This window comes from Aliiglaciecola sp. M165, assembly GCF_007197995.1.
In the GTDB taxonomy this organism is placed as follows: domain Bacteria; phylum Pseudomonadota; class Gammaproteobacteria; order Enterobacterales; family Alteromonadaceae; genus Aliiglaciecola.
In genome coordinates this window covers 271,574-286,868 of sequence record NZ_VKKH01000001.1, presented here as the reverse complement: position 1 = coordinate 286,868, position 15,295 = coordinate 271,574, and the positions used below count along the sequence as shown (strand labels likewise).

Genomic DNA, 15,295 nt, shown 5'->3' with positions numbered 1-15,295 from the left:
GACATGTACCTGTACCATTACGGTATAAAGGAATTACCGTTTACACTAACGCCGAATACAAGTTACTTCTTTGGGCTGCCCAGTCACAAAGAAGCTATTGCTGTGTTGGTGACGGCCTTAAAAACTGGTGAGGGTTTTATTAAAGTCACCGGCGAGGTGGGTACAGGGAAAACACTCATATGCCGTAAGTTGTTGAATGAGCTTCCCAAAGATTTTGTCACCGCTTACATTCCAAACCCTTACTTGAGCCCCGCAGAATTGAGACGCTCTGTAGCCAGCGAACTCAATGTCGCCCTTACCGATCATGCTGACCAACAGGAATTCACCCATCGAATACAACAACGCCTTATTCATATTCATCAAGAGAATAAGGGGGTGGTGCTGATCATTGATGAGGCCCAAGCATTACCTATGGAAAGCATTGAAGCACTGCGTTTGATGACGAATTTGGAAACAGAGTCACGCAAATTGTTGCAGGTTGTACTCTTTGGCCAACCAGAGTTGGACGAAAAATTAGCTTTACCTGAACTTCGTCAACTTAAACAGCGCATTACGTTCTCGTATAACTTGCGCTTAATGGACGACGACCAGGTTTATCAATACGTTAGACATCGAATGGCGGTTGCAGGTTATCAAGGGACAGAAATTTTCAATCGAAAATGTTGCAAAAGACTATTTCGTGCTAGCAAGGGCACACCGCGAATTGTTAATGTGCTTTGTCACAAAGCGCTTATGCTTGCTTACGGAGAAGGCAAACAAGCAGTCACATTGCAGCATATTGATATGGCGATTAATGATACTGAAGCCGCCGTCATACCTAACAGACATCTTAATTTGATCATAGCGATTTCATTGATGTTGTTAGTTGCTATTGGGTTCACCTTCATTTACGAAAGGTGGTGGCAATGAGTGTGGTCAATAAAATGCTTCAGGATCTTGAAGCGAGAAAAACTGAACCCAACTCGACAGCTGATTACCAGCCACCTGCTGCGAGCAAATCCGCACGTCCTTGGATTTATGGGCTACTGGCTATCATTGTACTGGTCTTTGCTGCGTGGATGATTTTAGATCCCCAGCAACAAGAGCAACGCCAAAATAGCCAGACGGTGCAAGTCCAACCCCTGGATACTGGAGAGTTGTCAGACCAAGTAAATAGTGCAGAATCTCAAGTGGACAGCTCCGTCACAGTACACAGCAATTTATCGACAGATGAGCTTGAAGAACCTCAGACTCAACAACCATCACAAACTGCTCCGTTAAGCGCAGAACAGCTTCAAGCATATAGCTTTAATCAAAATACTCCTGCTGCCCAACAGGCGAATGCACAAGCGTTGAAAGAGCTAGATGAACTCGTTAATGAAGAGTCTGAACTGTCTCAAATGAAACAGGCCAAGATGCAACCTTCAATGAATGAAACAGAGGCCGATTCATTTGATGATGGGTTGGCTGACAGCCAGTCATCTTCCTCAGCAGTCATGGTCAAATCTCGGTCTTCAGCAACTTCTACGGATACCCAACCCGAAACGCAGAGCATTGATGACCAACAGGGGGAATTTCGGGTTCGTAGCAGTCAAAGTGTCGAAACCCTAGACGGTCTTAAACAACAAGTACAGATTGCCCTTAAACGTGGCGACGAAAACGAAGCTATTGAATTGCTAACCAAGCTACTGCAAAAAGCGCCAGACAATATTGCGGCACGTAAACGACTCGCTGCGATGCTATTTGGCCAAGGCAAACACTTGCAGGCAGACGACGTATTGCAAAAAGGTGTATTGGCGCATCCTGATGATCACGACCTGAGATTAATGCAAGCGCGTTTATGGGTGCAAATGAAGAACCCATCCAAGGCCCATGAACTGCTCAACGCCTATCAAGTTTCAGCAAAGTTAGCGCCGGATTATGTGTCGTATCGTGCTTCTTTAGCGCAGCAAGTTTCACGTTTTGATGCTGCGAAAGCTGACTATTTAAAGTTGACACACAGTCAACCTGCAAATGCGCGATGGTGGCTGGGATTAGCGGTAGCTGAGGAAAGGTTAGGCAATTTACAACCGGCATTGCAGGCATATCAAACTGCAAAAGGTCTGGATCAATTATCTGTTGAGGTAGATAAGTTTGTTGAACAACGAATACAGTATTTGGCAGGGATAAATTAATGCAGCAACCGAAAGCCAAAATCCGCTTAGGTGATTTGTTAGTTCAAAACAACATCATCAATGAAGAGCAATTGATGCAAGCCTTGTCTGCACAACGAGAATCTGGCCGCAAACTTGGCGCAGTGCTTGTTGAACAAGGCTTTGTATCAGAACACGATTTGTTGACTTTCCTGTCTCAGCATTTAGATGTGCCCTTGATAAATATTCCCGAATACAGCGTACAGGCAGAAACGGTCAAGATGTTGCCCGAAGTTCAAGCGCGCCGCTATCGCGCTATCGTGCTTGAAGACCAAGGCGATACACTGTTGGTTGGCATGAGTGACCCGGCAGACATCAACGCAGTCGACGCGCTTTCTGGACTGCTTCCTAAACCCATCAAGTTAGCGGTCGTGGCACAAGCTCAGCTATTTGATGCTTACGATAGTTTTTATCGCCGCACTGAAGAAATTGCTTCTTTTGCACAAGAGTTAGCAGAAGAGTATCAAAGTGATGAAGAATTCGATTTCACTAGTGGTTTGGAAGGCGAACAAGACACTGCAGTTGCTCGTTTGTTGCAATCCATTTTTGAAGATGCCGTGCAAGCAAAAGCCTCAGATATTCATATTGAGCCGGACGAAGGGATGCTGCGTATCCGCCAGCGCGTGGATGGTATCTTGCAAGAAAATATCATCAAAGAAAAGAACATTGCTTCTGCATTAGTGCTGCGTTTAAAGCTGATGTCGGGGTTGGATATTTCTGAAAAACGTCTGCCCCAAGATGGCCGCACGCAAGTGAGAATTAAAAATCACATTGTTGATGTGCGTATATCGACAATGCCGGTGCAAAATGGCGAATCTGTGGTCATGCGTTTGCTTGATCAATCTGCAGGATTACTGACCCTTGACCAAACAGGTATGCCAGGGCCTTTATTGCGCCGATTCAGAACGTTATTGCAGCGCCCCCACGGCATGATCCTGGTAACGGGACCAACAGGATCTGGTAAAACAACTACGCTTTATGGAGCCATGAGTGAGCTGAATAAGCCGGAAAGTAAAATTATTACGGTCGAAGATCCTGTGGAATATCGATTGCCCCGAATTAATCAGGTACAAATCAACAATAAAATTGACCTAAGCTTTTCCAACGTACTACGGACTACCCTGCGTCAGGATCCAGACATCATTATGGTTGGTGAGATGCGTGATACTGAAACTGTTGAAATCGGACTTCGCGGTGCATTAACTGGTCACTTGGTATTATCAACACTGCATACCAATGATGCCATCAGCAGTGCGATTCGCCTGTTAGACATGGGCGCTCCAGGCTATTTGGTCGCCAGCTCATTGCGAGCCATCGTTGCGCAACGCCTGGTTAGGCGAATATGTGACAATTGTAAGGTTGATTATCATCCGAGTGAAGACGAATTGTTTTGGTTAGGCAATATCGACCCAAGTGCAAAAACTGCAACATTCAAGCAAGGTAGCGGTTGTCAGAATTGTAACCAACGAGGCTATAAAGGTCGGGTAGGTGTATTCGAATTGCTCGAAATGACGGAGGCGATGATGGATGCACTCAAGGCTTCTGATACTGTTGCCTTTAGCAAAGCGGCAGAATCTAACCCCAATTATGCGCCTTTGGCGAGTGTTGCGTTGTCCTATGCAAAAATGGGCTTCACAACGGTTGAAGAAGTCTTGCGATTAGTCGAAATGGTTGCAGAAACTGACAAAAGTAGTGAAAAGAGTGAGACAGCAAAAGAAGCTGAGGTAGAGGGTGATGGCACAGTTTAGTTACACAGGGCGAGCAGCCAACGGTGAACTAATCAGTGGCTTAATAGAAGCCGCAGATGCCAACATGGCCGCTAAATCCTTGGCGGGTCGCAATGTTATTCCGTTAAATATTTATGAAGCGGCTGGGGAAGACACTGTCGTTGCCCAAGGTAAAGACATTGGCTTTTTTACACCCAAAGTCAGTTTGGAAGATTTGGTCATTTTTGCCCGGCAAATGTATTCATTGACGCGCTCCGGTATCCCCATTTTACGGGCGGTCAATGGTTTAGCAGAAACCACGAATTCTAAACGTATGTCATTGGCATTGCGCGACGTAGTTGAGCAATTGGAACGTGGCCGTACTTTTTCTTCGGCACTGCATCAACATCCGAAAATCTTTAATCAGCTTTTTGTGTCCGTGGTGCATGTGGGTGAAAACACCGGTAAATTAGATGAAGCTTTTTTGCAGTTGTCTGACTACTTAGTGCGCGAACAGGAAACCCGTAAACAGATTAAATCGGCAACACGCTATCCGATTTTTGTGATTATTGCGCTAGTCGTGGCGCTGGTGATCATGAATATTTTTGTTATCCCCATCTTTGCCACCATGTTCGAAAAATTTAATGCTGAACTGCCGCTAATGACGCGATTCTTATTAGGAATGTCAGACATGTTCGTCAACAAATGGCCTTTCATGTTATTGGTGATTGCAGGGATCGTTTTTGCAATCCGGCGATATCTGGCTACCGATGTTGGTCGTTACAAATGGGACAAGCGTAAAATTTCGTTACCGGTCATCGGCAGTGTTCTGGAACGTACTTTGCTGGGCAGATTTGCACGCAGTTTCTCTATGATGCTGATATCAGGAGTTCCTTTAACCGCAGCGCTGAATTTGGTTGCCGACGCGGTGGATAATCGCTTTATGAGCGAAAGAATTTTAAATATGCGGCGAAGTATCGAAAAAGGCGAAAGTTTGTCTCGGGTTGCTTTGTCGAGCCAATTGTTTACACCGCTAGTAATGCAGATGATTACCGTTGGCGAAGAAACGGGCCGTGTTGACGAATTACTGGCCGAAGTCGCAGATTACTACGAACGTGAAGTGGACTATGATTTAAAGAGTTTAACTTCAAAAATAGAACCCATTTTGATCGTTATTGTTGCGGTAATGGTGTTGGTATTAGCTTTGGGTATTTTTACCCCAATGTGGGAAATGATGGGAGCTTATCAAGGTGGTTAAGCTCGGGGTTTTAATTAAAGGTCTTGGTTGTGAATAAAAACGAAGCCGCACAAGAAAGCACAAGCACATTTTTCGGCAAGATTGTGGTCGTCTTAGTGTTTGTTATTTTGATGGCAAGCTTTGTGATGTATTTCAATGACTCAGATGAAGATATTAAATACATCACGATGGAGAATCTGCAGCAGAGGTTTTCCCAGAGTGTGACAAATTCTCATTGGCAGTGGCAGGCTGAGGGCCGGCCCAGGATGATAATTCTGGTGCATTATGAAGCACGAGCAGATGATAGCGGCGTGCCAGTAGAAAAAGATCGCCGCCCCATCGAGATGGGCTTAAATGGTTATCCTAAAACAACGCCCAGCGGCGAAGGCTGTGCCAAGTTGTGGCAAATGGTATTGAATATGCCGCTGGAAATTGAAGGTTTTAAAGTGTTTGCAGAATATTTTGCCGACACTGACCCTACCGATACGATTGACGATGCAAAGTGTCGTTTTCGATTATCGGTTGGGCCAAAATTTGAATATCAGATTGCCAATGGGCAAGTCAGCACATTAGAAAGGTAAAACATGAACGGAAAACATACAGGGGTGAGTGAATAATGAATGTTAAGAATCATGCCTCTAATCAGGGCTTAAGAGGATTGACTATGCGTAAACAACAGGGCTTCACACTGATTGAATTGGTCGTTGTAGTGATTGTTTTAGGATTACTGGCTGCCACAGCTTTACCACGCATGTTAGACATTACTGAAAAAGCTGAAGACGCAACCGTTGAAGGTGTTGCTGGTGGCTATGCATCAGGGGTTGGGCTGGTCCGTGCGGCATGGGAGCTTGAGGGACGACCTGAAGAAAACTTTGGTCCAAATAGCACCTCGGTTGTTATCGATGGCATCCAAGTGGGAATCGACAAAGATTCGGGCTACCCAACCGGTCAGCTAAGCAACGATGCCAGTAGTGAAGATGACAGCATTAACGATTTAGATTGTGAAAGCATTTTCAATCTGATCATGCAAAGCGCAACAACAATTTCATCAAATTGGGAGCAGCGTCCATTTGATGATTTTAGATATTTTACTAATGCCAGTGAGGGCACGGGCTCAGGTGGTAACGATATGTGTTTCTACTATCTAACCCAGACCATTAAAAGCCGCACGGTAGAGCCAACGGATAGAAACGTGGGTAATGGATTTATTTATGATCCACGGATTGGTCAAGTCATTGTATTTAGCAACAATTAATTGAGTCGAGGGCACAAAAACAATAACTATGTATAAAAAACTATACCTTACGATTTAGCTTAACTATTTAAAAATTAAAGAATTTTAGACATTATACATTTTGATAACTGAGGATAATATCATGCAACAACGGGGTTTTACTCTAATCGAACTGATCATCGTCATCGTGATCTTGGGAATATTGGCGGTAACTGCAGCGCCTAGATTTATTGATCTAAGCTCGGATGCTAATGCTTCTGTTTTGCGCGGTGTTCAAGCTGCTGTGCAAAGTGGTGCACAGCTGGTATACGCGCGCTCGGCGATTGAAGGGCAACAAGCCAATGCCGCTGCTGGGAATTCAACCAGCCAAGTAAGCGTCGGTGGCCAAACAGTGGAGACTGATTTTGGTTACCCAGATGCAGAAGCTGCTACGGCTGCTACGATAGGTGGATGGGTACAAATTGATCTGGTGAACGATTTCTTTTTGACTGTAGGCACCGCTGCCGCGACGACACCTCCATTGGGCTCTTTCGGAATTGCGCAAGGCACAGAAGCGACAGACTATAGCGATGCAACGCAAGAATGTTATGTAATTTATACCGAAGCGACTGACGCAGACTCATCACCTACTGTGACGGTGACAGACACTGCTTGCTAATTTTGCACAACCAATTAGCAACCAGCAATACTAATGGCTAACTGTGAGGAATCTCCCCGCATTTAATGGCACAAAAGGCTTCACCCTGGTGGAGCTTATTGTGATCATTGTGCTGTTGGGGATCCTTGCGGTCGCTGTCGCACCGCGTTTTCAAAACACTGGCGGTTATGTTGAGTACACCTACCAGTCACGTCTTATTTCGTCTTTGCGCACTATGCAGCAGCGAGCGATGAACGATACCAGAGCAAATTTTTGCTTTCAGGTTAACGTCTTTACCGGCACTGACTCATCCTTTGGTCCTCCCACTTTAAACTACGCTAACAACAATCGTGCAAACACTTGCCTCACCACTATTGATACCAGTGAAGACGCAGATTATGTCACCGCAGATATAAGCGAAATGTCTGCCGATGGCGTGCGCATTGTCAGTGGCGGAGGAACCGTTGCCTTCAACCGATTTGGTTGCCCAAACACGGGTGCAGGATTTTGCGCCAATTCAGTACGCATCGAGTTACAAGCAGATTCTACTGTAGCCGTTTGCGTGGAGTCACAGGGGTATATTCATGCCTGTGACTAAACATAATCGTGGTTTTACGCTGATTGAAATGATAGTGGGCATCGTGATTTTTGCTGTGGTGCTGGGCCTGATGACTACTTTGATATTCCCTCAGGCTGGTCGCAGTGTTGACCCCATTATGCAAGTTAGAGCCACCGAACTTGCCAATACCTTTTTAAGAGAAATCAGTGCCAAACGATTTGATGAAAATGGCAACGGTAATATTCGCTGCAACGATGATCTCAACGATGATGGAGACCTTAATAGTGCAGGTGAAAGTGCTTGCACTGCCTCGGGTTCATTTGGTCCAGATGCAGGCGAAAATCGCAATGCCACAGCATCAAACTATGATGATGTAGACGATTATCATAATCTCGTTCAAGGGCTTGGACAAACGGATCCGGTGATCCGCAATTCGTTAGGGGAAACCATTCTCATCGACGGCGTAAACCTGTACTCAGGTTTTGCCGTAAATGTGACCGTTGTCTACGATGGTAATATGGATGGTGCTGCAGATTCCGACCAAAGTGCAAAACTGATCACTGTAACTGTCACCACACCCGGTGGTCAGGATTTACATTTTTCTACCTATCGGAGTAACTACTGATGGGCAAACGGTCTCGAATCAATTCTCCCAGTGTTCCAGCTGGATTCACCCTAATAGAACTCGTAACTGTGATGGTTGTACTGGGGGTTGTGTCGGTGGGTATCGCTGGTTTTGTGCGCACGGGCACACAAATATATGTTGATGTGGCTGAGCGCGACCAAGTTTTGAGTGAAGGTCGCTTTGTTGTAGAGAGATTAAACCGAGAATTGCGTGATTCACTTCCCAATAGTCTGCGTGTCAGTGGCGATGCGTCTATTCAGTGCCTGGAATTTGTTCCGGTGTTATTTAGTAGTTTTTATTTTGATGTACCCGTTGCGCCCGAGCCGGCCACAGACGAAGTAAAAATTATCGCCACCGAAGCCAATACCACAGACTATAGTTATCAAAGTGATCACGCACTAGTTATCTATCCAACATCAACAACAGATGTTTATAGTGCATCGACGAATCGTCGCTATTTGTTAAATGAAGCACCTGCTCTTGATCCTGCCGACAACAAAAAACTGATTTTAACTTTGCCATCTGCGGTTCAGTTTGCGACCGATTCGCCTAGCTCCAGGGCTTATGTGGTGGATTCGCCCGTTAGTTATTGTGTCAGTGGCGGCCAGATAAATCGGCATGCTGATTATGGCTTTAATGCGATTCAGAATACGTCCTTGGGCAATGCTGTACTCATGGCAGAAAACCTACAAAATGACTTAAGCGCTGCTGATCAAGACAAGCCATTTCGTGTGGCCGAAGCGACATTGAGCCGCAATGCATTTGTATTAGCCTTGCTTAGATTTGAAATTAACGACGAAGTCGTCGTTTTCAACAATGAGGTCCATATTCCCAATGCGCCTTAATTACAGACTAAAACGCCAGCAAGGCAGCATGTTAGTGATTGCTTTATTTGTCATTATCATTATGGCGTTGCTGGGCTTGACCATGGTTCGCTTGCTCAGTGCCTCGGCTGACGCAGTAATCCATGAAGTCTATGGGGTAAGAGCATTGCAAGCCGCACAGTCATCGCTTGAACGACAGATCCAACTTGCCTTCCCGCTTACCCAGGATTTGAACAATGAAGGTCAAGGAAATTGTGTGAATGGTGCCACTAGCACAAAATTATTTGTAAATGTACCAGGGTTAGAAAATTGTCTTACTGTTGCCAGTTGTAGCCCGACCGACGGATTTGCAGGCGAAACAGTTACACACTACAGTTTTGAAAGCACGGCAACTTGTGGTGCGGGTAAAGTGATAGCCAGCCGAACGGTCGCCGTCGACGCCATAGTGGAATGATCATGCGTATTTTAACTTTTATCCTGCTGTTAAGCATTAGTCGCGTCGCGGTTAGCGCTGAGTGTAGCGACATTTTTCCTACAGGAATTCAAAGCCACTCTAACAGTGGTGAATTGACTGTTAATAGTGGTGTGAGAGTCAATAATTTAGCATCTCCTGTGCTTCCCTTTGTTTCTGGTACTATCAATGCCAGCGCCGGTAACAGTTGTGGGAATGCTGATTGCTCTGTTTCTGGGTTCGCTGCGGACGCCTTAAACATTAGTGGCGAATTCCCTTCATTTAGTGGCAATAACCACGATTTAAATGGCGACGTAATTGGAGAAGGCAGTCTTAATACAAATGTCTTTGGTAACCTTACCGTAAAGTCAGGGACGAGCTCCTTTTCTAACAATTACTCTATTTACTTTCTCAACAACCTTACGATTGAAGATGATGCAACAATAAACCTTAAACCCGGCACTTATTGGATTAAAAGCTTAACGCTAAATTCATCAAATGATGCTGGTGATATTGGATTGAATGTTACAGGAACAGGGACTGTCTATCTTTACGCTAATGAAGTAGTCGTCAATGGTAATCGCGTGTTAAACGGTATCACCGACACCGCGGCGATTAATATTGGCACCTACGGCAAAATTAATTTCAACAGCAATTCAACGGGCGAGGGTCTGATTTATGCTTTGGATGAAGTTACATTCAATGGCGGAAGTGAATTTACCGGCGTGATTTCTGCTGTTGACGTAAGGTTAAACAGTAATTCAACCATTAATTATGTGTCAGACCTGTTTGAAACCTACGATTTTAGCAATACCTGTGAGGCTACAACTCCAGCCAGCCGCAGAGCATTCTACGAATTTGATCAGACAGGCTGGAATGGTGCGGGAACGGTTGTAGATAGCTCGGGCAATGGTTTTAATGGCAGCCCTTTGGGGAGCGTGTCACCACTTTCATATTCAGGGGGTACCTGTCTTGTTTTAGACGTTCCAGCGAACACCAGCTCAGGGACTGTTGATGCCGTGGATACTGGCATTGACATCAATGATGTGGGAAATGTTGGCAGTATCAGTTTTTGGTATCGAAGCGATCTGGCGTGGAGCGACTCCACGGGTCGACAGTTATTTGATGCGTCTAATCAAGCACCTTCTCCAGACAAGTATTTTTTTCTTTCACTAGATGGCGGCGCGTTGCAGTTTGGTGTCGAAGATGAGAACGATGGTGACATTTCGGTTACTCGCTCAGGCCTGAATTTTGCGGCTAATGAATGGGTGCATATCACTGCAGTGTGGAATTTGCCCAACAATTCGTTGAGCTTGTTCTTAAACACAGCCAACTCTTCGAGTGCGAGTTCAGCTTCACAAGGCGGTATTGTTGATGGGATGGGAGACTATGACACTCTTTACATTGGCGACAGTCGCAGCAATTATTTTGTCGGCATTAGCACTGAAAATTCTGCCCATGGCCAATTTGAGAACTTTGAAATATATAACTACGCATTAACCTCTAACGAAGCACAAACTAATGCCGGTTCAACGCCTTCTTGTGATACGCAAGACACTGAGCTGGTGGCTCACTGGCCCATGAACGTCTGTTCACTGGATGGTACGGCAGGAGAAGTCGTTGATGTGATTGCCGGTGCAAACGGCAGTGCTATTGATGGTGCCAGTATTGATGAAGCAGGGCAGCTGTGTCAGGCCAGTGAATATGCAGGTAATGGACAACATATCAATATTCCTCACGACAATGCCTTTGAAATCAGCAACGGCAGTCTCTCCATGTGGTTCCAAGTCTATGATTTAAACCATTCTAAGGATTCATCTCGTGACGCTCTGTCGTTGTTTTCAAAGGATTCCACAGGGACTGACAATGGTGGTGACCACTTAACCATTTACGTTAGCACCAATGGCAGTATTAACGCCCGTCATCAAAGTTCTTCTTCAAGTTTTTACGCATTATCGGCAAGTGGTCTGGTAAGTGAGAATCAGTGGCACCACCTTGTTTACACCTTTGGAAGTGGCGGGGTTAAAATCTATCTCGATAAGCAATTGGTCGCGACCAATGTTTATACAGGAGGTTTGTCAGGCAACCCTGAGCCCATTATTTTAGGATCTGGTGCGTGGCGAACCGGAAATAGCGAGTCTGCCCCAGCGGACTTATTCGATCATTTCATCGGAAAGATTGATGATGTGAGATTGTACCAAGGTGAATTGGATAGCACTGAAATTGACGCCTTATACGATCAAACAGATAATAACTGCACTGATTGTCCCAATGATGATGTTTTAGAGGCTCATTGGCCACTCGATGTGTGTAGTTTGGACGGTACTAGCGATGAAATCCTCGACGTGATCAATGGGTACAATGGTGCGTCCGTTGATGGTGCGGCTATTCTTGAAGACGGCAAATTTTGTCAGTCGGGTGATTTTTCGGGTTCAGGTGATCATCTGATTATACCCAACGTTTCAGCGTTTGAAGCAGGCAAAGGAGCCGTGTCTTTTTGGTTCAATGCCGCTGACCTGAGTCATTCCAATACCACTTCTCAAGGTGGCCAGGGACTGTTCTCAAGAGACTCCACGGGTTACGACAATGGTGGTCATGTCACAATCTGGTTGCAACCGAATGGCAGTTTCAGAGTACGTCATCAAGACACTAGTTCTAACAATGAAATTAATACGGGCGTGTTAGCCAGTGCGAATACCTGGCACCATTTAGTTTATACATGGGGTTCAGATGGTATGCGTTTGTATTTGGACGGCGCATTGGTGGGTTCGAATGTAAACTTCACTCAAGGTACTGTGGGTAATTCAGAACCTATCATTTTTGCCGCAAATGCTTGGCAAACCGGAAACAGCGAGTCTTTGCCGACGGATCTAAAAGACTTCTTCCAAGGCCAAATTGACGAGATTAAGTTCTACAGCACACAGATCGACAGTAGCACTGTCAGCGACCTGTTTGCCGAGTCGAGCTACGATTGCACGTCCTGCAACAATGACATTCTGGTTGCCCAATATCAATTTGAACAGGATAGTTGGTCCGGCAATGGAGCGGTGACAGACAACTCTAACAGCGGCAATAATGCCAACCATTTAGGCTCGGTTTTACCCATTGCACCTTCTGAGCAGATCGCTTGCCGAGCTATGGAAGTGCCCGCAAGTAGCGAACGTACCAGTGAATACAATGCGATTGATACAACGGTAGATATCAATAGCTTGGGTAACAAGGGAAGCATCTCTTTCTGGTACCGTAGCAATGAAAACTGGAACTCTGGTAATGCTCGCCAGTTATTTGATGCGTCCACCGATTTGGGCAATTATGGCGACTCAAAATATTTCTATTTAGCGATTAATACCAGTGGTCAACTCGATTTCAATATGGAAGACGTCAACGATGATAATTTTGGTGCTTCGACTACCTTAAACCTCAGCTACGCCGCTGAAGAATGGGTTCATGTAGCCGTCACTTGGGACTTACGCACCGAGCAGATAGCGATTTATCTCAATGGTGTCGCTCAGGCATTAAATGACAACAGCGACAGCAATCTGTCCAATACCTTGGGCGACTTGGATACGCTCTACATTGGCGACAATCGTTCAGATTATTTAGTTGTCACCAGCACGCAAAATTCAGCTAATGGTGAGTTTGATGATGTGCGTATCTATAATTACGTGCAAGACAGTACACAAGTTAACAATGATAAAGACTCTCTGACAACCTGTTCGTTTGTATACAAATATTTAATCGAACATGATGGCACCGGCCTGACCTGCGAAGCCGAACCCGTGATCATTAAAGCCTGTGCCAATGAAAGCTGCTCAGAGTTGTATGACCAAGATGTCACCGTAGACATGAGTCCAAATACAGGTTGGCCAGATGGTTCGTCGGTCACCATTCTTGCTGATACGCCTGCTACCGTTGAGCTAAGTCAGCTGACAGCTGGAACGGTCTCGCTGGAAGTCTTAAATGAAACTACCGAGTGTACAGGAACTGCAAGTAACACCTGTGACATGGTATTTGCCGATGCCGGATTCCAATTTATTGGTGCAGATGCTAACTCAGCCTTTCCCGACCAAATCGCAGAGTCTGCATTCACAAGTGCGCAATTGCGTGCGGTTAGAGCTGAAAACAATGCGGGAGTGAATGTCTGTACCGCGGCGTTAGAGGGTGATCAAACTTTGACCTTTGGGATGTCTTGTGATGACCCTGACGTGTGTTTAACAGATATTCAAGCAGGAAACGTGACTATCTCAGAAGGTAACACCACCGATGTCGTGTTGACTTTTAACGACGATGGTATCGCATCGCTTGGCAGTTTTTCCTATGCTGATGCTGGGCAAATTAGTTTATCTGTGCAAGGTGAACTTGCCGGAGCTGGATTGGTTAACGGTGCAACGCAGTTTGTTGTGCAGCCAGATAGATTGGAAGTCGAAATCTCAGATCCTAATGCATTCCAACGAGCAGGGGTTGAATATGAGGTTCAACTCAAAGCACTAGGAACCGTTGGAGCTAATGCGTTGAAGAATTATCAACCTGGCAACATGCAGTTTGCGTTATCTCGCTCTTCGCCTATCGGAGATGGCACTTTTGACGGCGTATTAACCTACGCTCAAAGTGCAACCATTAACGTTACAGAATCCTCTGCTTTTGCAAACAGTGTGATCACACACACTAATGCAAATGTCGCAAACAATGACGGTGTTTACAGCTTTAGTGCCGAGTATTCCGAGTTTGGACAGGTCGTATTGGATGTGCGTGATTCAAACTATTTTAACCGTTCCATCTCCTCAGCAAGTGCTGGGGCATCTTCACCAATCACCCTGGGGACATTTATTCCTGCTTATTTTGATGTGAGCGTTAATGCCCCTCAATTAGCCGATACCTGTAGTGGCAGCAACGGTTTTACTTATTTAGGTCAGAATACGAGTTTCATTGCATCGCCACAATTGGTGGTTTCAGCAATGAACGCCAAAGGTCAGATAACCCAGAATTACAACCGCGACAATGATTGGTTATGGCTTACAAACGCTGATCCGGCTGCTATAGAATTGACAGATCCCGCGCTCAATGGCAGCGTCACACTGGCCAGCTCACCAACAATGAATGTCAGTGCGGCAGATGCAGGAACACGCTTGTTAGTGATTGATGATGCGCAAATCAATTACTCAAAATCCATTGACCCATACGCGGCGTTTGCAGCCTCGATGACGATGACTTATTTACCTAGTTTCATTACTGACGGCAGCTTTGGTAACGGATTTGAAATTTGTTATCACCAAGCCTTTGATGCAGCCGATGACTGTGATACCGCAACGTCATTTAATGCTTTGGATGACAATAACAATGTTGTACAGATGCCAAATATTACCGGAACCGAGTATCGATGGGGACGACTTCGCATTGAAAACGGGTTTGGTCCAGAAACTGAGGATCTTTTGTTAGCCGTTTCGACTGAGTATTTTGATGGCATTGGTTTTGTTCTCAATACCGACGACAATTGCACATCGCTTGACCTGGATTCAAGTGATTTTGTTTTGCAAGATAGCAATGGCATAGCGACGGGAGCCATCAGTGTGCTAGACAGTGAGTTTGGTGTATCTTCCGGGCAAACATTGGGTTTTGAAGGGATCCGCATTCATAACAACGATACATCTGTGATGGGTGAATATCGCATTGAATTGCAACCTGTGGGCGATGCAACCATCACCTGGGACGATTATTTGAGTTTTGATTGGAATGGCACAGAGGACGGAATTGGTAACCCATCGGCGACAATCTCTTTTGGTCAATTTCGTGGTAATGATCGCGTGATTCATTGGCGCGAAGTTGGCAACTGATCAAAAGCTTAAATCCGAAG

At 45.4% G+C, this 15,295-nt stretch carries 12 protein-coding genes; all 12 read left to right on the top strand.

Annotated elements, in window-relative coordinates:
• The first annotated feature begins 3 nt into the window (after positions 1-3).
• The 12 genes from FM019_RS01240 to FM019_RS01185 all read left to right on the top strand — a co-directional run bounded on the left by FM019_RS01240 (position 4) and on the right by FM019_RS01185 (position 15,275).
• Complete coding sequence (locus FM019_RS01240) at positions 4-909, top strand: ExeA family protein (RefSeq protein WP_143834069.1); 906 nt, start codon at positions 4-6, stop codon at positions 907-909.
• On the top strand, positions 906-2,153 hold the full coding sequence (locus FM019_RS01235) for a tetratricopeptide repeat protein (RefSeq protein WP_143834068.1): 1,248 nt from the start codon (positions 906-908) through the stop codon (positions 2,151-2,153). The genes FM019_RS01240 and FM019_RS01235 overlap by 4 nt, the downstream gene beginning before the upstream one ends.
• Positions 2,153-3,919 (top strand): GspE/PulE family protein, encoded by a 1,767-nt coding sequence (locus FM019_RS01230; protein ID WP_143834067.1) that lies wholly within the window; start codon positions 2,153-2,155, stop codon positions 3,917-3,919. Before FM019_RS01235 ends, FM019_RS01230 begins: the two co-directional genes overlap by 1 nt.
• Positions 3,906-5,135 (top strand): type II secretion system F family protein, encoded by a 1,230-nt coding sequence (locus FM019_RS01225; RefSeq protein WP_143834066.1) that lies wholly within the window; start codon positions 3,906-3,908, stop codon positions 5,133-5,135. Before FM019_RS01230 ends, FM019_RS01225 begins: the two co-directional genes overlap by 14 nt.
• A 29-nt stretch (positions 5,136-5,164) precedes the next feature.
• Entirely contained in the window at positions 5,165-5,695 is a 531-nt protein-coding gene (locus FM019_RS01220) for a hypothetical protein (RefSeq protein ID WP_143834065.1), read from the top strand.
• A 35-nt stretch (positions 5,696-5,730) separates the two neighbouring features.
• A complete protein-coding gene (locus FM019_RS01215) occupies positions 5,731-6,369 on the top strand; it encodes a prepilin-type N-terminal cleavage/methylation domain-containing protein (protein ID WP_143834064.1) in 639 nt (212 codons plus the stop codon).
• A gap of 121 nt (positions 6,370-6,490) precedes the next feature.
• Entirely contained in the window at positions 6,491-7,006 is a 516-nt protein-coding gene (locus FM019_RS21070) for a prepilin-type N-terminal cleavage/methylation domain-containing protein (RefSeq protein WP_143834063.1), read from the top strand.
• Between the two features lie 43 nt (positions 7,007-7,049).
• Positions 7,050-7,583: a type II secretion system protein gene (locus FM019_RS01205; protein WP_143834062.1), complete on the top strand. Its 534-nt coding sequence runs from the start codon at positions 7,050-7,052 to the stop codon at positions 7,581-7,583.
• Complete coding sequence (locus FM019_RS01200; protein WP_143834061.1) at positions 7,570-8,169, top strand: prepilin-type N-terminal cleavage/methylation domain-containing protein; 600 nt, start codon at positions 7,570-7,572, stop codon at positions 8,167-8,169. Before FM019_RS01205 ends, FM019_RS01200 begins: the two co-directional genes overlap by 14 nt.
• A complete protein-coding gene (locus tag FM019_RS01195) occupies positions 8,169-9,014 on the top strand; it encodes a prepilin-type N-terminal cleavage/methylation domain-containing protein (protein WP_143834060.1) in 846 nt (281 codons plus the stop codon). Before FM019_RS01200 ends, FM019_RS01195 begins: the two co-directional genes overlap by 1 nt.
• On the top strand, positions 9,004-9,447 hold the full coding sequence (locus FM019_RS01190) for a type II secretory pathway protein (protein WP_260681491.1): 444 nt from the start codon (positions 9,004-9,006) through the stop codon (positions 9,445-9,447). Before FM019_RS01195 ends, FM019_RS01190 begins: the two co-directional genes overlap by 11 nt.
• 2 nt (positions 9,448-9,449) lie before the next feature.
• Positions 9,450-15,275 carry a DUF6701 domain-containing protein gene (locus FM019_RS01185; RefSeq protein WP_185969141.1) on the top strand — a complete coding sequence of 1,942 codons (5,826 nt, stop codon included), beginning with the start codon at positions 9,450-9,452 and terminating at the stop codon, positions 15,273-15,275.
• The last annotated feature ends 20 nt before the right edge of the window (positions 15,276-15,295 follow it).